The following is a 20,638-nucleotide window of genomic DNA, read 5'->3' as shown; positions in this document are numbered from 1 at the left end:
TCCGGCGAAGAATGTGCTCACTGCGGTCAGCTCTTCGAGCGCCAGACGGTGCCCCGGCGTTCGTACTCCAGGACCATCTCGGCACGCAGCGCGGCCTGCGGGCCGTAGAGGCGCTCGACGAGCCAGAGGGCCAGGTCGAGGCCCGAGGTGACACCGCCGCAGGTGATCAGGTCTCCGTCGTCCACCACACGCCCGTAGGTGAGCTTCCCGCCCTGCTCGGCGAGGTCCTCGCGGGCCGCGAAGTGCGTCGTGCACGGCCTGCCGCGGGTGATCTTCGCCGCCGACATGACCATGACGCCGGTGCATATCCCACCCATGATCAGTCCGGGCCGCTCGGCCTTGGCCAGTGCGCGCGGCAGTATGCCGCGCTTGATCTCGTCATCGACCCCGGATCCCTTCCCGTAGCCCCCGCCCGGCACGAGCAGGACGTCCGCGTCCTCCGGCGCCCAGGGGTCGCGTACGTCGATGTGCATTCCGGACGACGTCCGTACGGTGCGAGGGCCGTCGGCGGTGACGAAGCTCTGCTTGATCCGGTGCTTGTCGGCGTCCGCGAGGATGCCAAGGACCTCGATGGGGCCCGCGAAGTCCTGCTCCTCGACGGCGTCGAACAGGACCGTGTGCACGCGCAGTTCGCGGGCGCGCTCGCGCTTCCGCTCGGCGCCGGGGGCAGCGGCAGAGGCGGTGGTGAGGGAGGTGCCGAGGCCCAGCGCGGTCGCGGCTGTGGCCACTGCGCCCGTACGGAGAATGTTTCGGCGCTGCATGTCGTGTGCTCCTTGAGTCGGTTGGGATCGGAGAAGTGACGGGCCGAGTGGGTCGGCGTCAGGGATGCGCTGGTTCCGGGCTGTGGAACGCGGGCCAGATGACTGTCCCCGCGGGCCAAAGGCGGATGGAAGGGGATGTCCGTATGCGTGGGCTGCTGGTCCTTGAGGACATACCGGCCGGGCGCCGAGACTGAGGAGCGTGAAGACCGAGAGTGATGTGGTCGTGGTCGTGGGCGACGGCGTGGTGCTGCTGGACGTGGCCGGTCCGGTGCAGGTGCTGCACGGGAGCGGCTACCGGGTCCGGCTCGCCTCGCCCGGCGGGCGTGCGGTGGTGAGCGACACGGGGATCCCGCTGGGGGTCGAACTGGCGGTGGAGGACGTCCCCGAGACCGTGGACACGCTGATGGTGCCGGGCTATCCGACGGTGAACGGCCACGGGCATCCGCCTGAGCTGATCGCGCACGTACGCCGCCTCGGCGCGGGCGCGCGGCGTACGACGTCGGCCTGCACCGGCGCGTATCTGCTGGCGGAGGCCGGGCTGCTCGACGGCAGGCGGGCCACGACGCACTGGGCCGAGTGCGAAACGCTCGCGAGGCGCTTCCCGCGGGTGCGGGTGGAGCCCGACTCCATCTACGTACGTGACGGGCCCGTCATCACCTCCGCCGGGGTGACGGCGGGCATCGACCTGGCGCTGGCGCTGGTCGAGGAGGACCACGGCCCCGAGGTGGCGCGTACCGCGGCCAAGTACCTCGTCGTGTTCCTCCAACGCCCCGGCGGCCAGTCGCAGTTCAGCGTGCGCAGCGCGGTGACCCCGCCCCGCAACGTCGGGTTGCGGCGGGTACTGGATGCCGTGGTGGCCGACCCCGGCGGGAACCACAGCCTCGCCGCCATGGCCGAGCGGGTCGCCGTCAGCGAACGCCACCTCACCCGCCTCTTCCGCCGCGAAGTCGGCGGCACCCCCGGGCAGTACGTGGAACGCGTCCGCGTGGAGGCGGCGCAGGCGATGCTCGAATCCTGCGACGCCGGTGTGAACACCATTGCCCGCACCTGCGGGTTCGGCACGGACGAGACGATGCGGCGGGTGTTCCTGCGCGTGCTCGGGGCGCCGCCCGCGGCGTACCGCGCGCGATTCCGCGCGACCACCTCCGCCCAGCGGTCCCAAGTGTCATCAGACCAAGGAGAGAACTGATGCCTGCACACCCGTCGCGTCGCGACGCGCCGATCACGGGAGCCGCCGCGCTGTCAGCGCCGGCCATCACCACGGATGCCGCAGCTGACGACGACATCGACGCCGCCCAGGGCCTGTCGTTCCCGGGCACAACCCTGGCCCGTAAGGCCCGCGGTTTCGTGGACGAGGAGGCGCAGCCGTACCTGCGCAATCACAGCCTGCGCGCCTTCCTGTTCGGCCGTGCCGCCGCCGCGCAGGCCGGGCGTCGGCCGGGGGAGGACTACGACGAGGAGGTGCTGTTCCTGATCTGCGCGCTGCACGACATGGGACTGACCGCGCGGGCGGCGGACGATCGGCAGCGGTTCGAGGTCGCGGGCGCCGACCTGGCGGCGCGCTTCCTGGAGGACAATGGCGTCACCGACACCCGCGTGGACACCGTCTGGGACGGTATCGCGCTGCACACCTCGCCCGGATTCGCGTCCTCCCCCGTCCACCGGCACCGCCGCCCGCCGGAGATCGGCATAGGGCAGCACGGCATCCTCCTCGACATCGAGGGCGGCCCCGACGACCTGCCGCCCGGCTACGCCTCCCGCGTGCACGCCGTCCACCCCCGTCTCGGAGGGGCTCGCGCCCTCAGCGAAACCCTGGAGGCCCGCAGCCTCTCCGACCCGGCCACGGCCCCGCCGATGACCCTGCCGGGCGAGATCCTCCACCAGCTCCACCCCGAACTTCCCTACACCACCTGGCAGATGACCCTCGACGCGAGCCGCTGGGGCGACTGAAGAGCTCCGTGCAGTGGTGAGCAGACAGCGAGCGGACAACCCCGGGCTGACATCACAACATCGAAGAAATGGAAACCTCCTATGGCTGATCAGGCCGTTACTTTCATCAACGTCATCGAAATATCCGCCGACCAAGTCGACGAGTTCATCGAGCAGTGGCGTGAACGTGTGGCCTTGATGAGTACGGCGCCTGGGTTCCGCGACGTCAGGCTGCACCGTGCGCTGCTGCCGGACGCGCGATTCCAGCTCGTCAACATCGCACACTGGGACAGCGTCGAAGCCTGCGAGGCCGCCGGCGCCAACCCCACCGTGCTCGCTTCCGTTTCCCAAGCCGAACGAATCGCCAGTGCCAGCCCTGGCCTCTACCAGGTTGTCGCCGAGAGCCCCTGACGGACGGGCACCCAGCACCCGCCATGCAGCCGGGGCCCGCCCTCGGCGGCGTGCAGGTCCGCTATGCGGAAGCGGCGGGCAGGGTCGAACGGCCGTATTCATCGGCCAGTTCGAGGCCGCTGGCGGGAAGTGTGGCGGAAGATCGCTGCGCGGCAGGCCGAGGGGATCGGGCCGCTCGCCGCGAAGGGCACGGTGGGCCCGGTCGACGCGGACGGGTCATGGTTGGGTTCTGTTCGCCGTGCCGGCGTGTCATCTGGCGTTGTGGTGTCGGGAGAGGGCGGCCGCGACGTCGGCCTGATGCACATCGGGAGCCGGATAGCCTGGGGTTGTCCTAACGGAGCTTCGCGGACACGAACGTGGACAACCCCGACCGCCAGGTTCGGTTGAGCTTTCTGGGCTGAGCCGGAGCGCGATGCAGTCCGTCGCCGGCGTCACGCGTTCAGGGCCGTGGCCGCCCGCTCCCGGGCCCTCAGCAGGAGCGGGCCGCCTCGACCAGATGGTCGCGCACGCGGTTGACGTCCGGGTTCGCGGAGACGCCCGGACGCTGCACGAGGTAGCCGGTGTTGATCGGGGGATCCTCGGGATCGTTGAGGAGGACGAGCGCGCCGGAGCCCAGTTCCGCTTCGCACAGGTAGCGCGGCAGCACGCCGAATCCGGCGCCGGCGACGACCGTGGACTTCACCGCGCGCAGATCGGGCACGGTGACGGCCGCATGGCCGTTGAGGCGTTCACCGAAGACGTGCCGCCAGTAGCGGCGGACCATGGGCAGGTCCTCGGCGTACGAGACGAGTGGCACGGTGTGCAGGACGGCGGGACCTTCCGTGGCCAGCGGCTCCTCGATCCGGTCGGCCCACACCGGCGCGGCGACCAGGACGAACTCCTCGTCGGCGAACGGCACCCAGTCCAAGGACCGTCCGCGGGGCCGCGTCGTGGAGACGACCAGGTCGTACCGTCCGGCGCGCAGCTCGTCCAGGAGGGGATCGGTCAGGCCCAGGGTCACGCGCAGCCGCACCCCCTGGGCGACGAGCGGTGCCAGGGCCGGGAGGGCGAAGGCGGACAGCATCTCGGCGGGGCCCGCCAGGTGCACCGGCTCGGCACGCACCCCCTCGGCCATGCCGTGGCCCGCGGCCACGGTGAGCGCGTCGAAGGGCGCGGCGATCCTGGCCGCCAGTTCGTCGGCGACCGACGTCGGGGCGACACCTCGGGGCAGCCGCTCGAACAGTTCGCGGCGCGTCTGGCGCTCCAGGTTGCGGATCTGGGTGGTGACCGTGGGCTGGGACAGACCCAGTGCCTGTGCCGCCGCGGTGAAGGAGCCGAAGCGGTAGACGGCGAGGAACGTGCGCAGCAGATTGAGGTCGGGCGGGGCCGGGGCCGCTGCCGCCGCTTCGTGCGCCTCGACCGGGTCGGCGGGATTGCTGTGGATCACATTCAGGAGCCTAGAAGACTCCGGCGCCGCCCGCCGTCGGCCGCCCGTCGGCCGCGCACAGCGCTATTCCGCCGGAGCCATGAAGTTTCGTATGGCAGGCATTGGATCTGTCATTGGTCACCGCTGTGGGCGCGACCTACCTTCGAGGACATCGCCGAACTGACACTTCGGACGCAGAACGTCACCTTCGCCACCCCCTCGGAGATGAACACGCATGTCGAAGATCCTTTTCGTGCTGACCGGCGCCACCCACTGGACGCTGGCCGACGGCACCGAGCACCCCACGGGCTTCTGGGCCGAGGAGGCCGTCGCCCCGTACACGGCGTTCACGGCGGCAGGTCACGAGATCGTCGTCGCCACCCCGGGCGGCGTCGTGCCCACCGTCGACCAGGGCAGCCTCGCGCCCGAGGTGAACGGCGGCCCGGACGGAGCGGAGAAGGCCGCCGCCGCCCTCGCTTCGTTCGCCGAGCTGAAGTCCCCGATCCGCCTGGAGGACGTGCGCCTCGACGACTACGCGGCCGTCTTCTACCCCGGCGGCCACGGCCCGATGGAAGACCTCGCCGTCGACGCCGACTCCGGCAGGCTCCTCACCCTGGCCCTGGAGGGCGGCACGCCGCTCGGCGTCGTCTGCCACGCGCCCGCCGCGCTGCTCGCCGCCACCCGGGCCGACGGCACGAACGTCTTCGCGGGCCGTGACGTCGCCGCCTTCACCAACGCCGAGGAGACCCAGGCCGGCTTCGCCGACAAGGCGAAGTGGCTGCTGGAGACCCGCCTCGTCGAGGCCGGTGTGAACGTCCGGGTCGGCGAGCCGTGGGTGCCCAACGTGGTCGTCGACGGCAACCTCGTCACCGGCCAGAACCCCGCCTCGTCCGCGCCGCTCGCCGCCGAACTGCTCAAGAAGCTGGCCTGAGCGCCATGGGCACCGACCGGCTCGACGCGGTCCTCGACGCGACGTACGACTGCCTGACCAGGTACGGCGTACGGCGCACCACGATGGACGACATCGCCACCACCATGGGCGTGTCCCGGTCCGCGGTCTACCAGTACGTCCGCAACAAGGACGACGCGGTCCGGCGGCTCGCCGAGCGCCTCTACGAGCAGGCGCTCGTCCGGGCCCGCCGGGCGGCGGCCGACACCGGCCTGCCGCACGCGGACCGGGTCCGTGGCGTGCTCACCGCCAAGCTCGACCTCGTCCTCGAACTCTCCGGGGACTCCCCGCACACCGCCGAGCTCCTCGACGAGAAGGCCCGGCTGCTCAGCGACATCTGCACCTCCTTCGTCGGCGAGCTGCGCACCCTGCTCACCGGCCTGTTCACCGAGACGGGCACCGCGGCCGGTGTCCGGCCCGCCCAGGCCGCGGACATCTGCATCGCGCTCGTCATGGGCCTGGAGCGCGCACCGTACGCCCGCGAGCTGCTGGCTCCGGCGTCGAACGCCCTCGTGGCCGGCCTGCTCGGCGACGCGCCCGCCCCCTCAGGGCACTGACCTCCCCCCCCACCCCCGCTGACCGCCCCTCCCCCCTCATCACCCCTGCACACGTTTCAGAGGATCACCATGTCTTTCGTCAGCCGTGAATGGCACCTCGTGGCCCGCCCCGTCGGCGAGCCCACCGCCTCCGACGTCGCGTTCGTCACCACCACCGTGCCCGACCCGGGCCCGGGGCAGGTCGTCGTCCGCAACGACTACCTGTCCGTGGACCCGTACATGCGCGGACGGATGGACGACCGCGAGTCCTACCTGCCGCCCTTCGCGCTGAACCAGCCGATGACCGGCACGGCCGTCGGTACGGTCGTCGCCTCGCACTCCGCCGACGTGCCGGTCGGCACGACGGTCACGCACTTCCTGGGGTGGCGCGAGTACGCGCTCCTGCCCGCCGACCAGGTCCAGCTCGTCGACACCGAACTGGCACCCGCCCAGGCTTACTTGGGCGTCCTCGGCACCACCGGCCTGACCGCGTGGGCCTCCCTCAAGGAGGTCGCCCCGGTCGAGGAGGGCGACGTCGTCTTCATCTCCGGTGCCGCGGGTGCCGTCGGATCGGTCGCCGGGCAGCTGGCCCACAAGCTGGGCGCCTCGAAGGTCATCGGCTCGGCCGGCGGCCCCGACAAGGTCAAGCGGCTCACCGAGGACTACGGCTTCGACGCCGGGCTCGACTACCGCGAGGGCGACATCGCCGGGCAGCTGGCCAAGGCCGCGCCGAACGGCATCGACGTCTATCTCGACAACGTCGGCGGCGATCACCTCGACGCCGCGCTCCAGGTCATGAACCTGCGCGGACGCGTCGCGATGGTCGGCGCGATCTCCATGTACAACGCCACCGAGCTGCCCGCCGGTCCGCCGCACCTGCCGCTCGCCATCGGCAAGCGCATCAACCTGCGCGGCATGAACGTGAGCGATCACTTCCACCTGGTGCCCGAGTTCGCCGCGAAGGCGGGCGGCTGGCTCGCGGACGGTTCCCTCGTCGCCGACGAGACCGTCGTGGACGGCATCGACCACGCCTTCGAGGCGTTCTCGGCCATGATGCGCGGCGCCAACACGGGCAAGATGCTCGTCCGCCTCCCGCAGGTCTGATCGCCATGTCCGACATAGCCGCTGCCATCAGCACCCTGCGCGACACGTTCCGCTCCGGCCGCACCCGGCCCCTGGCCTGGCGCAAGGACCAACTGACCTCACTGCGCGCCCTGTTCACCGAGAACCGGGAGGCCATCGCCGACGCACTGCACGCCGATCTGCACAAGCCGCGCCCCGAGTCGTACGCGGCCGAGGTCGATCTCCCGATCCGCGAGATCGACCACACGCTCGCCCATCTCGACGCGTGGCTCGCGCCGCAGCCGCTCGCCGCCGAGGCGCTCGCGGGCCTGCCGGACGGCGCCACCGCCGGCACGCAGTACGAGCCGCTGGGCACCGTGCTCGTCATCGCCCCGTGGAACTATCCGGTCCAGCTCTCCCTCGTGCCCGTCGCGGGGGCGCTCGCCGCGGGCAACACCGTCCTGCTCAAGCCGAGCGAACTCGCCCCGGCCACCTCCTCGTTGATGGCCCGCCTGGTGCCGCGATACCTGGACCCGCAGGCCGTCGCCGTCGTCGAGGGCGGCGTTCCCGAGATCACGGAACTGCTCACGCACCGCTTCGACCACATCTTCTACACCGGTAACGGCACCGTGGGCCGCATCGTGATGCTGGCCGCCGCCGAGCACCTCACCCCGGTCACCCTCGAACTCGGCGGCAAGTCACCGGTGTTCGTGGACCGCGACGCCGAAGTGGCCGTGGTGGCAGACCGCTTGGCGGACGCCAAGTTCCGCAACGCGGGCCAGACCTGCGTCGCACCCGACTACGTCCTGACCGACCCCGCGACCTCGGCCGCGCTTCAGGTCGCCCTCGCCGAGGCCGTCGAGCGACTGTTCGGCGCCGACCCGCAGGTCTCGGACGCGTACGGACGCCTCGTCAACCAGCGGCACTTCGACCGGGTCGCCGCGCTGCTCGGCTCCGGCGACGTGGCCCTCGGCGGGCGCACCGACCGCGACGACCTGTACATCGCCCCCACGGTCCTCGCCGGGGTGAAGGGCGACGCCCCGGTCATGCAGGAGGAGATCTTCGGCCCGGTGCTGCCGATCGTCGAGGTCGCCGACCTGGACGAGGCCATCGCCTTCATCAACGACCGAGACAAGCCGCTCGCCCTGTACGGCTTCACCGAGAACGAGACGACCCGGCGGCGGCTGGCCGCCGAGACGTCGTCCGGCGGGCTCGGCCTCGGCCTGCCGATGGCCCATCTCCGCGTTCCCGACCTGCCGTTCGGCGGCGTCGGCGAGTCCGGGATGGGTGCCTACCACGGGCCGCACTCCATCGCCGCGTTCAGCCACCGCCGGGCCCGCCTCGACGTACCGCTGAGCTGACCCACCCCCCATTACCCGCAACAGAGCCCCGAAAGCACACACCCATGTCTCCGCTGTCTCCGCAATCCCGGCACGCCGCCCACCCCGACAGACCCGAGTCCCGGCGCGCCGGCACCGGCCTCGTCCTGGCCCTGGGCCTCGCCGCGATGGTCGTGTCGATGATGCAGACCCTCGTCGTGCCGATCCTCGCGATCATCGAGCAGGACCTGGACATCACCACGTCGTCGGCCAGTTGGCTCACCACCGCGACGCTGCTGTCCGCCGCCGTGTTCACTCCGCTCCTCGGCCGGCTCGGCGATCAGCGCGGCAAGCGGCCCGTCCTGCTCGGCGTGCTCGCCCTGACGGTCGTCGGCTCGGTGCTCGCCGCGACCACCGACTCCCTGCCGCTGCTGCTCACCGCCCGCGCGATGCAGGGCGCCGCCACCGCGATCTTCCCGCTCGCCCTGTCCGTGCTGCGCGACGAACTCCCGCCGCACCGGCTGCCCGGAGCGATGGGCCTGGTCAGCGGCACCCTCGCCGTCGGCAGCGGACTCGCCCTCGTCGGCGCGGGACTGCTCACCCAGGGCGACAACCCCGACTACCACCATGTGTTCTGGCTGGCCACCGTGCTGTCCGCGCTCGCCTTCGTGGTTGCGGCCGTCGTCGTCCCGCCCTCACCCGAGCCGCACGGCGGCCGCACGGACTGGCTCGGCGCGGGCGCGCTCGCGGCCACACTCGTCCTGTTCCTGCTGCCCATCTCCCAGGGCAACACGTGGGGGTGGGGCTCGGCCCGCACGATCACGTTGTTCGCGGCGGCCGTCGTCATGGCGGCGATCTGGGTCGTGGTCGAGCGACGGGTGCGCGAACCGCTCGTCGACATGAAGATGTTCGTGCTGCGGCCCGTCCTGTTCACGAACATCGCCGGTCTGCTCCTCGGCTTCGGCATGTTCACCCAGTTCATCGCCACCTCCTACCTGGTGCAGACGCCGACCGCACTGACCGGCTACGGCTTCACCGCCTCCGTGCTGTCCGCGGCCGTCACCTACCTGCTGCCCGCCACGGCCGCCTCCCTCGTGGGCGCACAGATCGCGGGTGTCCTGGTCCGCCGCATCGGCGGCCGGATCACGCTCGCGACCGGTGGGGTCTTCGGCGTCCTCGGGTACGTGTGGCTGGCGCTGCAGCACGGGAGCACCGGCTCGGTGATCGCCGCCGGCATGCTCACGGGCGTCGCCGTCAGCTTCGGCCTGGCCTCGCTGCCCGCGTTCATCGTGGCGGGAGTGCCGGTGCACCAGAGCGGCATCGCCAACGGCATCAACTCCATCGCGCGCTCGGTCGGCAGCTCGATCGGCAGCGCCGTCATCACCTCGCTGCTCACCGCGAACCTCATCAAGGGCCTTCCCGCCGGTGTCCCGGCGCTGCCCGAAGAGGCGCAGTACACGACCGCGTTCGTGGTCGGCGCCGTCGCCTTCGCGCTCGTGACCGTCACCGCCCTCACGGGGCTGCGCATCGACGACGGCCGCCACACCCAGCTCGTCCGGCGCGGGAAGAGCAGCCCGGCCGAGGCCCCTCGGGGTGCGGCCGACGTCGCCCGACAGGGCTGAGCGGAAACCCCCTCGTCACCGATGCAGAGGCCGTGCTGGTTTCACGGGCCTCGCACCGGTGACGGGGAGGTCCCCTCAACTCACCGGACGGGTGTGCTGTACGGGGACGGGCGCACCGTCACCGGGCGGCGGCCGGGAGGCTGCCGCAGTCGCCGGCGTGGCACTTGCCCAGCCAGTCGGCGAAGTCGGCGTCGTACCTGGTGCCGATGGTGTCGGTGAGCAGGGTGCGGGCGGCGTTCCAGTCGCCGGAGCGGTAGTGGCCCAGCAGGGTGGCGACGTCGTCCGGGTGGGACTGGAGCATGTAACGGACCCCGAGGTAGCCCCAGTTGTAGGTCCGGGTGGTGTCGGTGTTGTCGTAGGTGGTGTCGAAGAGGGTGCTGAGTCTGTACGTGTTCTTGCCGGCCTCCTCGATCGCGTCGTCATAGGTGACGTCGCGGTACGCGTAGGAGATGTACTCGGCGAAGCCCTCCACCCACATCACGGTCGGGGTGGTCTGGCCCGCCGCGAAGTCGCCGTACATGTCGAAGCGGCCGTCGAGGTAGTGGGTGTACTCGTGGTTGAGGTTCCAGATCTCGGAGTTCTGCTCGTAGGCGATGAACTGCGGGACGTTGCCCTCCTTGGCGGGGTCGCCCTCCAGGTACATGCCGCCGTTGTTGGTGTCGATGCCGAAGAGGACGCCCGCGTATGTCCGGTAGTCGAGGCTGGAGTTGAAGACGACCACTTCGAGGGTGTCGTTGTGGTCGTCCTTGACCGGCCCGCTGTCCTTGGCGACTCCGTGGAAGAACGTGTCCTGCCCGAGGAGGCTGGAGCAGGCTGCCGACTGCTGGTCGTCGGTGAGCGCCTGGGCGACGATCTTCAAGCTCGGGGCGCAGGTGTGCTTGACCTTCAGGACGGCCTCGCGGATCCGCTCCTTGAGATTGCAGGTGTCGTAGTCGGCGCAGTTGTCCTTGTCGAACTCGTCGGTCATCTCGGCCACGCCGACCCAGAGCGCCGCGGTGCGGTCGTCGAGCTTGCTGTGGCCGAGCAGCTCCTTGGCGAGGGGGCGGACGGTGGCCTTGAGCGCGTCGTGCTGCAGGAAGCGGCCCAGCTCCCGGCCCGCGTTGGACGCCAGGTACGCCTTGTCGGTGCCGAGCAGGTCGAGGTGGGCGACGGCGAAGTCGCGCAGCTCGGTGAGGACGCTCGGGTCGGCCTCCACGGCGGACACGAACTCCGGCAGATAGTGGCCGCGGAACAGCACGGTGTACGTGTTGTTGACCGCCGCGACCATCCAGTAGAAGCCGTCGTACGAGGAGTCGTAGGACGTCAGCAGCTTCTTGACGATGTTCAGGTAGCGGGCGTTCTCGCCGGAGCTGTCGATCAGGATGACCGACTCGGCCAGGATCTCGCCGTTCTTGTCGTTCACGTCGAAGGCGCGGGCCGATCCGAAGAAGGCGTCGAGGCCGCCCTGGACGGCGCCCTTCAGCTCCGGGCCGTACTCACCCACGTCGTCCGGGTGGTTGTACTGCACGAAGTAGCCGGCGCGCAGATACAGCACCACCTGCTCGGTCGACGTGCTGTTGTCGCCCGGGTAGGTGGCCGCGACGTCGCGCAGCGCCTTCGCCACGGTGACCATCTGCTCCTCGCGGAACAGGCCCTTCGCGTTCTCGCCGGACTGGCCGAACAGCGTGTTGATGCAGGAGGTCTCCACCGACTTGATCTGCTTGACCAGTTCGTCGCCGGTCTTGGAGGTGAAGTCGCCGACGTCGCAGGCCGCTGCGGACTTGGGCCGGGCCGCGGCCTCGATCCGCTTGCGCTGGGCGGCCTTCGGCGTCGCGGACACCGGCGGGCGCTTCGACGCGTCCGCTGCCGGCTTGTCCGTGCGGCCGGCGTCGGAAGCGATGTCGGCGGCGATGGTGGTGGGGGTGGCGGGCTGCGGGGCGATGTCCGACGTCGGCCGGGGAGCCTTGGCTGCGGACGCCTTCTCGGTGGGGGCGAGCAGCGCGAACCCCAGGCAGGTGATCAGGGCTGCGACGAGGAACCCCGCGAATTTTCGCGCGGTGGGTGATCTGGGTATCAAGGTGGCCTCCGGCCGGTCGGCCGCCGTGCGGATGCGTGAGGCACGGCGGTGGGGGGTGCGCGGACCGTGCGGGTGCTGCAACTGCCGCTCACACAGCGGTAGTTGGAGCGGCATGTGATGCGTAAGGTAGTAATGTGAAATTGCACTGGCAAGGTGTCCGGCGGATTCTTTTCCGTTCTCAGCTCTGCCCACCCCCTGTCACCAGCGAAAACAACGTGACATTGTGCGTTGAGGTGTTGAGGGCGTCGCGGCGGCAGGATCGGAAGGAACGTCATGGGCTACCTGAAGCGCAACCTGGGCACGCCCCGCGAGCGGCTCCGCGATCAGGTCGGCCACGCGCTGCGCGCCGCCCTCATCTCCGGTGAACTGGAGCCCGGCCAGGTCTACTCGGCGCCGGGCCTGGCCGAGGACTTCGGCATCTCCGCGACGCCGGTGCGCGAGGCGATGCTGGACCTGGTCCGCGAGGGCCTCGTGGAACCCGTACGCAACAAGGGATTTCGCGTCACGGAGGTCGACGAGGGGGACCTCGACCAGTACACGGAGATCCGGCTGCTCATCGAGGTGCCGATGATCGGGAGGATCACGCGCGGCGCCGTCCGCGAGGACCTGGAGGCGCTGCGCCCGGTCGCCGAGGAGATCGTGCGCGCCGCCCGCGACCACGACCTGATCGGATATGTGGAGGCGGACCGGCAGTTCCACCTGTCGCTGCTCGGGCTGGGCGGCAACGCCCGCCTTGTCGAGACGGTCGGCGACCTGCGCAAGCGCTCCCGCCTGTACGGCCTGACGGGCCTCGACGAACGTGACCAGCTCGTCCCGTCCGCCGAGGAGCACGTCGAACTCCTCGACCTGATGCTGGCGGGCGACGTCAGGGGAGCCGAGCAGTGCATGACCCGCCACCTCGGCCACGTACGGTCGCTGTGGGCGCGTGGCTAGTAGCTCGTGCTGACGGTCGCCCCCGTGAACGAGGTCGTGGCGTGGAGGCTGATGTAGTGGTACGCCCCCGGCCGCAGGCCCGTCACCGTGAGGGACTCGGTGTTGTCCGGGCCGGTGGACCGTGCGGTGTGGGCGCTCGGCGTGGCCCAGGTGTCGGGGTTGAAGTAGAGGTCGGCGTTGCCTGTGCCGCCGGATGCCTTGATGGTGAGGGACGTCGTGCCGGAGGGGATCCAGATGTAGAAGTGGGCGGTGTTGCCGGTGGTCGCGGAGACATTGCTGCGCCCGCAGTTCTGGCCCAGGACCCGGGTGTCGGACGCCGTGCATTCGGTCGTGCCGCCGCCGGAGAGGGTGTCCAGCCACGCGTTGAAGGCGCCGTCGTAGTTCAGCGACTTGGTGAAGCGGTACGCGTCGGCGTACTTCCCCGTCCGGTAGTAGCCGAGCAGCCTGGTCACGTCGGCGGGGTGCTTCTCCAGCATGTACCGCGCCGCCAGGTAGCCCCAGTGGTAGGTCCGGTCCGTGGTGGTGTTCGCGTAGGTGGTGTCGAAGAGGGTGCTCAGTGCGTACGTGTGCTTCGGGGCCTCTTTGAGCGCGGCGTCGTAGGGGAGGTTGCGGTAGGAGTACGACACGTACTCGGCCGCGCCCTCGATCCACCAGACGGCCGGATGTGTCTGTCCGGCGTTGAAGTCGCCGTACATGTCGTACCGGCCGTCGAGGTAGTGGGTGTACTCGTGGTTGAGGTTCCAGATGCGGGCCGCGAAGCCGTTGTCCGTGTCCCACTGGTAGGCGATGAACCGCGGCTGGTTGCCCGTGGCTGAGGGGTCGCCTTCGAGGTACATGCCGCCGTTGTTGGTGTCGATGCCGTAGATCGCGCCGGCGTACGTCTGGTAGTCGTCCCTGGACTTGAAGGCGACCACCTCCATGGTGCTGTTGTTGTCGTCGGCCACCGGCCGCCCGCCGTCCTTGACCACGTCGTGGAAGTAGGAGTTCTGCCGGAGCAGGCTCGAACAGGCCGCCTGGAACTCGTCGTCGGTCATCTTCTGGGCCAGGATGTGCAGCACTCCGGCGCTGCAGGTGTGGTTCTGGGGCAGCACCGCGGCCTTGAGCTGCTTCTCCAGGTCGCAGGTGCCGTAGGCGGAGCAGTTGGCCGCGTCCTTGCTGTTGGCCACGACGGCCACCCGCACCCACAGCTTCGCGCGGTCGCCGGTGATCGCGCTGTTGTCGAGGAGCCACTTGCTCAGCGGGCGGACCTTGTTCTGCAGGGCGGCGTACTGCACGAACCGGGCTGTTTCCCCACCGGCGTTGGCCACCAGGAACGCGGAGTCCGTGCTCAACAGGTCCAGGTGCTGTGCGGCGAAGGTGTAGACCGCGTCCACGATGCTCGGGTCGGCCTGGACCGCGGCCGGGTAGCCCGCCGCCCACTCCCCGCGGAACAGGACGGTGAAGACGTTGTTCACCGCGTTGCGCATGTACCAGTTCGCGTTGTGGGCGCTGTCGTACGCGGCGAGCAGGCGCTTGACGACGTACAGATAGCGCGCGTTCTCCTCGGCGCTGTCGATGAGGATGACGGCTTCCCCGAGGATCTCCCCGTTCGCGTCGCTCACGGTGCGGGTGGCCGGGTTGGCGTAGAAGGTGTCGAGCGCCTGCCTGGTCGCGGTGGTCAGGGTGCCGGTGTAGGGGCCGACCGTGTCGGGGTTGTAGTAGTGGACGTAGTATCCGGCGCGCAGATACAGGACGAGTTGTTCCGTGCTGGCGGCGTTGGTTCCGTTGTACGACGCGGCGTTCGTCCGCAGGGCGCCCGCCACGGTGACCATCTGCGCCTCACGGAAGGCGTGGTACTGGTCGGAACCGGTCACGCTGAACAGTGAGTTGATGCAGCCGACCGAGGCGGCCTTGATCGCGTCGACCAGGGCCGTGCCCGTGTTGCCGGTGAAGTCGGAGACCCGGCAGTCGGCTGCGGCTGCGGTCGTCCGCAGCGCCTTGGGGGCCGTCGTGGCGGGCGGTGTGAGCGGTTCGAGCCGTTCGGCTCTCTGCTGCCTGCCGGGTCTGTCCTGCTCGACGATCTTGGTCGGTCCTGAGACGGGCTTGCCGCGTGGGGCAGGGGCAGGGGCAGGGGCAGGGGCAGCGGTAGTGGTAGTGGCGGGCTCCGGACCGAGAGGCGCGGCCAGTGCCTGCGCGCCGCTCCCCGCCATCAGGGCGGTACTTATCAATAAGGGCACGACGTAGCGACGTCGGTGCATGGCGACTTCTCCTTCTGCGGGGGATGCGGCCTGCGATCTTGCTTGACATGAACACATAGCACATGTGACATGTAAAATTGCACACGGTTCATGGGTGGACAAGACTCGCGTCCTTCATCCTTTTCGCCTTGTGTCATGCCACAACAGCCTTGTGGGTCAAGGGGGTTGGGCCTCAGCTGTCAGGCCGGGGGTTGCTACTCGGAGGGTCTGAAGGCGAGTTGAGGCCGGGACCGGCCAGATCGAGCCAAGGTGAAGGAGAACCTTGTCGAATTGGTCCAGTCCTTTACGAGGGTGGGAGCGTGGCAGAAGGCTCGGGGGCCGTGCATTGGTACGGCCCGGGGGCCCTCCCGGCCGCGTTGACATGCCCGCGAGGGGTGGTTCCCTGAGAGGTCTGTACCGCAGGAAGCGCGTCCGACCCCCGTCCCATCGGACCCGTTCCCGCATCCACCGCTGCCCTCGTGCGCCCCCGGCAGCGGCGGACACACGGACGCGAACCGAAGGAGAGCCTCCCGACAAGCCCGAGCACCCGGCCCCGGCAGGCCCGGCACGGACGGACGCCTCACCTTCCCCGAGGAGAGCCGTGTCCCCACTCAGATCCACACGCAGATCCCCACGCAGATCCCCACTCGGATCCTTGGCCAGATCCCACGAGGTCCTGGCCTCGCCCCGACGCCTCATCGCCGTCCTCGCCGTGCTCGCACTGGCACTGGCCGGACTCACCTCGCTCGGGGCCCCCGCCCACGCGGCCGCCAAGCTCACCGCCGCCTTCGTCAGCGAGGGAAGCGGCTCGTCCTGGACCGGCAAGTTCGTCGTGAGGAACAGCGGTGACACCGCCGTCGACACCTGGTCCCTGGAGTTCGACCTGCCCGACGGCGTCACCATCAGCGACCACACCCACGGCACCGCCGAGATCAAGGGCAGGCATGTGGTCGTGACGCCCGCGTACTACAACGCCCGCGTCCCGGCGGGCCGTGACACCGAGCCGTACAGCTACAGCTTCCGCGCCAGTGGCCAGCTCAAGCCCCCCACCGGCTGCCTCATCAACGGCGACAAGTGCGACGGCACCGCGGCCGTGCCCCCGAAGGCCCCCACCGGGCTGAGCGTCGCCGACACCACCGCCCGTACGGTCAGCCTGAAGTGGACGGCGGCCGTACAGGGCGACTTCCCCGTCGCCTCGTACGAGGTGCTGCGCGGCACCGCGGTCGTGGCGGCCAGCGCCACCACCCAGGCCACGGTGCGCGGCCTGGAACCGGCGACCGCCTACCAGTTCAGCGTCCGCGCCAAGGACTCGCGCGGCAATACCGGCGAGGCCGGCGCCCCCGTCACCGCGACCACCGTGGACCCGGCGACCGACACCGTGCCGCCCACCGCGCCCCCCAACCTCCGCGCGGGCGAGGTCACTTCGAGCACCGTGCAGCTCGCCTGGGACGCGGCCACCGACAACCAGCGCGTCGCCGCGTACGACGTCTACCGCGGCACGACCCTCGTGGAGAGCCTGCCCGCCGACACCCGCACCAGCACCGTGACCGGGCTGACCCCCGACACGCAGTACGCCTTCACCGTCAAGGCGCGGGACGCGGCCGACAACGCCTCGCCCGCGAGCAACACCCTGTCCGTCACCACCAAGGAGGCCGTCGGCCAGGGCGGTTACGCCAAGGTCGGCTACTTCGTGCAATGGGGCATCTACGGTCGCCAGTACTTCGTGCGGGACCTGGAGACGTCCGGCGCCGCGGCCAAACTCGACGTCGTCAACTACGCCTTCGCCAACATCGACCCCAAGAACCTCACCTGCCTCAACGGCGTCACCAAGGGCACCACGCAGAACCCTCAGGACCCCAACCAGGGCGACGGGGCCGGGGACGCCGAGGCCGACTACGGCCGGGCCTTCCCCGCGGGACAGTCCGTGGACGGCGTCGCCGACGACGGCTGGGGCAAGCTGCGCGGCAACTTCAACCAGCTGAAGAAGCTCAAGGCCAGGCACCCGAACCTCAAGGTGGTCGTCTCGCTCGGCGGCTGGACCTACTCCAAGTACTTCTCCGACGTCGCCAAGACGGACGAGTCGCGGAAGAAGTTCGTGAAGTCCTGCGTCGACATGTACATCAAGGGCAACCTGCCCGCGTACAACGGCGCGGGCGGCGACGGCGTCGCCGCCGGCATCTTCGACGGCTTCGACCTGGACTGGGAGTGGCCGGGCTCGCCGGACGGCCACCCCGGCAACCACTGGAGCACGGACGACAAGGCCAACAACACCGCCCTGATCGCCGAGTTCCGCAAGCAGCTCGACGCGCTCGGCGGCAGCCACCGCCTGCTCACCGCCTTCACCCCGGCCGACCCCAAGAAGATCAACGATGGCTGGGACCTCAAGGAGGTCTTCACGTACCTGGACTTCGGCAACGTCCAGGGCTACGACTTCCACGGCGCGGGCAGCGACAACTCCTGGGAACCCCACCGCACCGGCCACCAGGCCAACCTGTACAAGGACGCGCAGAGCCCGTACCCGAACGACTTCAGCATCGACGACGCCGTGAAGGCGTACACCGATCAGGGCGTCAAGCCGCGCAAGCTGACCATCGGCTTCCCGTTCTACGGGCGCGGCTGGCAGCAGGTCGCCGACGGCGGCGCGCACGGCGAGTGGCAGAGCGCGAACGGCGCCGCCCCGGGCCAGTTCCAGGAGGAGGCGGGCACCCGCGGCTACGACAACCTCGTCGCCGCCTTCCCGAATCTGACCGTCCACCACGACGAGCAGTCCGTCTCCACGTACGGCTACACCGGGGCGAACGGCCAGTGGTGGTCCTTCGACGACGCCTGGTCCATCGAGAAGAAGACCCAGTACATCAAGTCCAAGGGCCTGCTCGGCGGCATGATCTGGGAGATGTCGGGAGACACCTCGGACAACATCCTGTTCAACACCCTGGACCGCGGCCTGAAGTAGCCGTCGCCACGACCGCCGCCCGGCCGCCGTGGCACGGCGCGGCTCATGAATCGGGGCCGCTTCGGAAACTCCCTCCGAAGCGGCCCTTCCTCAGCGGCCCTTCCTCCTCGCCGTGATGGCCGACGCGTCAGGCGCGCCCGGGCCCGGCGAAACGCAGGACCGAGCCGACGTCGCGGCGCAGCGAGCGGACCGTGGGGGCCGGGGCGTCGGAGATCCGGAAGAGCAGCAACTCGGCCTCGTCGGGGTGGTGCGGCACGAGGTCGGTGAGCCTGGCGCGCAGGTCCCGCAACGTGGCGCTCTCGTCCGCGTCGAGCCCCGCCCCGCCGCCCCGTTCGACGCGCGCGAAGAGGTAGAGCAGCGAGCTGAGAGGCTGGACCGCGAGGCCGAGTGAGGTGGCGGTCAGCCACAGGCGCTGGAGTGCCCGTCCCCCTTGGACATAGGCGTCGGGGGCCGTGCCGGGAATGCTCAGGACGCCGATCGCCGACGATGCCGCGACGAGCTTGCGGGCGCCCTCCTCGAACGAGGCGCCGCCTCCGATCCGTCGCAGGAAGGCAAGGTTCGGCCAGTGCCGGGCGATGGAGATGCCGGTCAGGTCCGTCGTGTCGAGTTGGAGCGTGGCCACGTCGATGCCGTCCCGGGTGCGCCGCACGGCCTCGTCGCCCCAGCGCAGTTCGGCCATCATGTCGTGGTGCAGCGGCCTCGACATCATGCGCAGCCGGTCACCGGCGCCCAGAATGCGGCCCAGTTCGTCCAACTGGCCGCGCTCGGTGACCAGATGGAGGCGTGCTCCGCTCTCGTCCGCGCACCGTGTCAGCGCCGCGGCCGCCCGGCGCGCGAGCGGGGCGTCCGAGCCGAGGGCGCGGTTGGTCGTACGCCGCTCGATCCACTCGGTCAGCGACAGCGACAGCGGCGGCGCGTCGGCGCCCTCGCTGCCCCCTTCACCCTCGACGCCTTCGGTCAAGGTGAGTTCGCAGACCAGGCCGGGGTCGGCCGGGTCGGGAAAGAGCCGTGCCGTGCACCTCCACCCGGCGGCCCGGGCGGCCAGGTCGATGTTCTCCACCGCAGCACCGATCGCCAGATGACTGGCCGATCTCTCGAAGTCGAGCAGGGACGGCGCCTGGCTGTCGTCGATGCGGCACTCCAGCACCCGGCCCCGCGAGACGAAGAGCCAGGGCTGGGTGTTGCCCCCGGACGGGGCCTGTATTCCGTACGCGACCAGACGGCGCACCGTCTCTTCGTCCAGGTCCCCGCCGGGCTCGGGCAGGACGAGGGCGGGCGCGTCGGCCTCCGGCGCCGGCCCGTCCCCAGGGGCGGTCCCGGCCGCCCGCACGGTGACCTCCCCACCGTCCCGGACCAGTTCCCCAGGATCGACGAAGAAGCGGCCCGACGAGGTGAAGGTCCCCAGGAGCAGCCGCCGGGCCGTGTCGGTGACCAGGGCGGCACCCAACGCCACCCCCGACGCGAGCTGCGGCCACGAGGAGATGGTCTGCCCGATCTCGACGAGCGACGGGACGAAGCGCTCCGACGGCCGTTCCTGATCGAGGATCCGCAGGACGTACGGCACCTTCTCTCGGGTGGACAGCGTCTTGAGGTCGGCGGCCGCCACACCGCTCAACAGCCCGTGCAGCAGCGGCCGTTCGGGCTCACGGTCGAACCGTTCCACGTCCAGCATGCCGCGCTCGTTGGTCTCCATGAGCACCGGGATGCCCTGCGCGCGGGCCCGCTCGCGGGCGTACACCTTGATGTAGAGGTCGTCGCACTCCTCCACGAGGAGATCGGCGCGGCCGCCGCCGGTCAGGAACGCATCCACGTTGCCCTCCGCGAGCCCGTGCGGCCACACCTCGATGTCGAGGTACGGATCGATCTCGTACATCTGCCGGGCGGAGATCACGACCTTGGGCAGGCCGATGTCGGTGACCGAGGCGCGCAGCCGGTTGAGGTTCGACAGTGCAAGGCGGTCGAAGTCGGCGAGCCGGAACCGGCTGCCCACCCCCTCCTGGGCGAGTGTGACCGCGCTCGCGGCCCCCACGGACAGCCCGATGACGGCAATCGTCCGGTCCGTGAGGAGCGCCTGCTCCTCGGCCGTGATCTTGTACCGGTTGCGGGACTGCCGCAGCTCGCGGTACTCGTCCGGGGGCAGGACGTGGACGAGCCGGCGCGACCACGGATACCAGACCCAGGACCCGTACGCGCTCGCCGGACCGCCGAGGTGCGCCTCCACCGCCGCGGCCAACTCGCCGGTGTCCGGGCGCCAGTCGGGCCTGCGCGACGTCAGCAGCTCCGCCGCCTGCTCGGCCACCGTGTCCCGCACCTCGGTCACTTCGCCGCGCTCGAGCATCGCGCCGAGGGCCGCCCGCTGCGCGCCGTCGTCGAGGGCGTACAGCACCGGCCGCCAAGGGGCGTCGGCACCGCCGGTGGTGGCGGCGAGAGAACTGATCCGGGCTTCCAGATTCATCGGGCACCTTCATGCGTTGCGTGGACATCGG

The 20,638-nt window shown here is 70.3% G+C and carries 15 protein-coding genes; 10 read left to right on the top strand and 5 right to left on the bottom strand.

Going from position 1 to position 20,638, the window contains the following annotated elements:
- Nucleotides 1-26: 26 nt before the first annotated feature.
- The gene (locus ACFWYM_RS09295) at nucleotides 27-761 is read right to left on the bottom strand and encodes a DJ-1/PfpI family protein (RefSeq protein ID WP_384832467.1); all 735 of its coding nucleotides are present in this window, start codon (nucleotides 759-761) and stop codon (nucleotides 27-29) included.
- Between the two features lie 199 nt (nucleotides 762-960).
- On the opposite strand from ACFWYM_RS09295, the gene ACFWYM_RS09290 reads away from it, so the two are divergent.
- The 3 genes from ACFWYM_RS09290 (at nucleotide 961) to ACFWYM_RS09280 (ending at nucleotide 3,101) form a co-directional block, all read left to right on the top strand.
- Nucleotides 961-1,950, top strand: coding sequence for a GlxA family transcriptional regulator (locus ACFWYM_RS09290; RefSeq protein ID WP_384832465.1), 990 nt, complete (start codon nucleotides 961-963; stop codon nucleotides 1,948-1,950).
- Nucleotides 1,950-2,711 carry an HD domain-containing protein gene (locus ACFWYM_RS09285; protein ID WP_384832462.1) on the top strand — a complete coding sequence of 254 codons (762 nt, stop codon included), beginning with the start codon at nucleotides 1,950-1,952 and terminating at the stop codon, nucleotides 2,709-2,711. Before ACFWYM_RS09290 ends, ACFWYM_RS09285 begins: the two co-directional genes overlap by 1 nt.
- Before the next feature lie 81 nt (nucleotides 2,712-2,792).
- Nucleotides 2,793-3,101 (top strand): antibiotic biosynthesis monooxygenase family protein, encoded by a 309-nt coding sequence (locus ACFWYM_RS09280; RefSeq protein WP_384832459.1) that lies wholly within the window; start codon nucleotides 2,793-2,795, stop codon nucleotides 3,099-3,101.
- 469 nt (nucleotides 3,102-3,570) lie between these two features.
- On the opposite strand, the gene ACFWYM_RS09275 is transcribed toward ACFWYM_RS09280, so the two are convergent.
- Complete coding sequence (locus tag ACFWYM_RS09275) at nucleotides 3,571-4,527, bottom strand: LysR family transcriptional regulator (RefSeq protein ID WP_384832456.1); 957 nt, start codon at nucleotides 4,525-4,527, stop codon at nucleotides 3,571-3,573.
- A gap of 214 nt (nucleotides 4,528-4,741) precedes the next feature.
- Between ACFWYM_RS09275 and ACFWYM_RS09270 the strand changes: the two genes are divergently transcribed.
- The 5 genes from ACFWYM_RS09270 to ACFWYM_RS09250 all read left to right on the top strand — a co-directional run bounded on the left by ACFWYM_RS09270 (nucleotide 4,742) and on the right by ACFWYM_RS09250 (nucleotide 9,994).
- Nucleotides 4,742-5,437 (top strand): type 1 glutamine amidotransferase domain-containing protein, encoded by a 696-nt coding sequence (locus ACFWYM_RS09270; protein WP_384832453.1) that lies wholly within the window; start codon nucleotides 4,742-4,744, stop codon nucleotides 5,435-5,437.
- Between the two features lie 5 nt (nucleotides 5,438-5,442).
- Nucleotides 5,443-6,012 carry a TetR/AcrR family transcriptional regulator gene (locus ACFWYM_RS09265; protein WP_384832450.1) on the top strand — a complete coding sequence of 190 codons (570 nt, stop codon included), beginning with the start codon at nucleotides 5,443-5,445 and terminating at the stop codon, nucleotides 6,010-6,012.
- A 69-nt stretch (nucleotides 6,013-6,081) separates the two neighbouring features.
- Entirely contained in the window at nucleotides 6,082-7,095 is a 1,014-nt protein-coding gene (locus ACFWYM_RS09260) for an NADP-dependent oxidoreductase (RefSeq protein WP_384832447.1), read from the top strand.
- A 5-nt stretch (nucleotides 7,096-7,100) separates the two neighbouring features.
- The gene (locus ACFWYM_RS09255; RefSeq protein WP_384832444.1) at nucleotides 7,101-8,414 is read left to right on the top strand and encodes an aldehyde dehydrogenase family protein; all 1,314 of its coding nucleotides are present in this window, start codon (nucleotides 7,101-7,103) and stop codon (nucleotides 8,412-8,414) included.
- 44 nt (nucleotides 8,415-8,458) lie between these two features.
- Entirely contained in the window at nucleotides 8,459-9,994 is a 1,536-nt protein-coding gene (locus ACFWYM_RS09250; RefSeq protein ID WP_384832441.1) for an MFS transporter, read from the top strand.
- A gap of 118 nt (nucleotides 9,995-10,112) precedes the next feature.
- Here ACFWYM_RS09250 and ACFWYM_RS09245 read toward each other — a convergent pair whose 3' ends face one another.
- Complete coding sequence (locus ACFWYM_RS09245) at nucleotides 10,113-12,164, bottom strand: collagenase (protein WP_384832438.1); 2,052 nt, start codon at nucleotides 12,162-12,164, stop codon at nucleotides 10,113-10,115.
- Between the two features lie 159 nt (nucleotides 12,165-12,323).
- Between ACFWYM_RS09245 and ACFWYM_RS09240 the strand changes: the two genes are divergently transcribed.
- Nucleotides 12,324-12,983 carry a GntR family transcriptional regulator gene (locus tag ACFWYM_RS09240; RefSeq protein WP_384832435.1) on the top strand — a complete coding sequence of 220 codons (660 nt, stop codon included), beginning with the start codon at nucleotides 12,324-12,326 and terminating at the stop codon, nucleotides 12,981-12,983.
- On the opposite strand, the gene ACFWYM_RS09235 is transcribed toward ACFWYM_RS09240, so the two are convergent.
- On the bottom strand, nucleotides 12,980-15,220 hold the full coding sequence (locus tag ACFWYM_RS09235) for a M9 family metallopeptidase (protein ID WP_384832432.1): 2,241 nt from the start codon (nucleotides 15,218-15,220) through the stop codon (nucleotides 12,980-12,982). The two genes, ACFWYM_RS09240 and ACFWYM_RS09235, sit on opposite strands and share 4 nt — an antisense overlap.
- Before the next feature lie 634 nt (nucleotides 15,221-15,854).
- Between ACFWYM_RS09235 and ACFWYM_RS09230 the strand changes: the two genes are divergently transcribed.
- Nucleotides 15,855-18,152: a glycosyl hydrolase family 18 protein gene (locus ACFWYM_RS09230; RefSeq protein WP_384832429.1), complete on the top strand. Its 2,298-nt coding sequence runs from the start codon at nucleotides 15,855-15,857 to the stop codon at nucleotides 18,150-18,152.
- A gap of 127 nt (nucleotides 18,153-18,279) precedes the next feature.
- Here the strand turns inward: ACFWYM_RS09230 and ACFWYM_RS09225 are convergent, their stop codons facing one another.
- Nucleotides 18,280-20,607 (bottom strand): Rv1355c family protein, encoded by a 2,328-nt coding sequence (locus tag ACFWYM_RS09225; RefSeq protein ID WP_384832426.1) that lies wholly within the window; start codon nucleotides 20,605-20,607, stop codon nucleotides 18,280-18,282.
- Between the last annotated feature and the right edge of the window lie 31 nt (nucleotides 20,608-20,638).

Origin of the sequence: Streptomyces sp. NPDC059009 (genome assembly GCF_042740175.1) — a bacterium.
Classification (GTDB): Bacteria; Actinomycetota; Actinomycetes; order Streptomycetales; family Streptomycetaceae; genus Streptomyces.
Note: the sequence above shows the minus strand (reverse complement) of the source record. Positions and strands in the feature narration are given on the sequence as shown.